This is a genomic window from Streptomyces sp. NRRL S-495 (assembly GCF_000966955.1).
GTDB classification, from domain to species: Bacteria; Actinomycetota; Actinomycetes; order Streptomycetales; family Streptomycetaceae; genus Kitasatospora; species Kitasatospora purpeofusca.
Genome location: NZ_JZWY01001028.1, coordinates 1 through 331 on the forward strand (window position 1 = coordinate 1; position 331 = coordinate 331).

The 331-nt window shown below is 66.8% G+C and carries 1 pseudogene; it reads right to left on the reverse strand.

Annotated features, from left to right (window positions below):
* Nucleotides 1–329: pseudogene (locus tag VR45_RS38285) on the reverse strand (coagulation factor 5/8 type domain-containing protein); the annotation flags it as partial.
* Nucleotides 330–331 lie beyond the last annotated feature (2 nt).

The following is a 331-nucleotide window of genomic DNA, read 5'->3' on the forward strand; positions in this document are numbered from 1 at the left end:
GTGCCGTTCACCGGATTGAGGGCGAGGTTCTCGGCGGAGCGCCAGAAGTTCTGGGTGGCGTTGCCGTTGAACCAGCCGGCGTCCACGGTCACATCACCGTTGAAGGTGGTGTCGTCGGGCTTGAGGCCGAGGCCCGCGATCGAGGTGTAGAAGCCGAGTTGGGCGTTGAGGTTCTGGTAGGTGCCCGGCTTGAACAGCAGCGCGTACCGCTCGGGGCCGAACTGGTTGGACTCCTGCTTGCGGAACACCTCGTCCAGCTTGGCCTGGATGCCGGGCGTGCCGGGGTCGAAGACCAGCACATTGGGGCCGAGGTCCCCGCCGCCCTGCACCG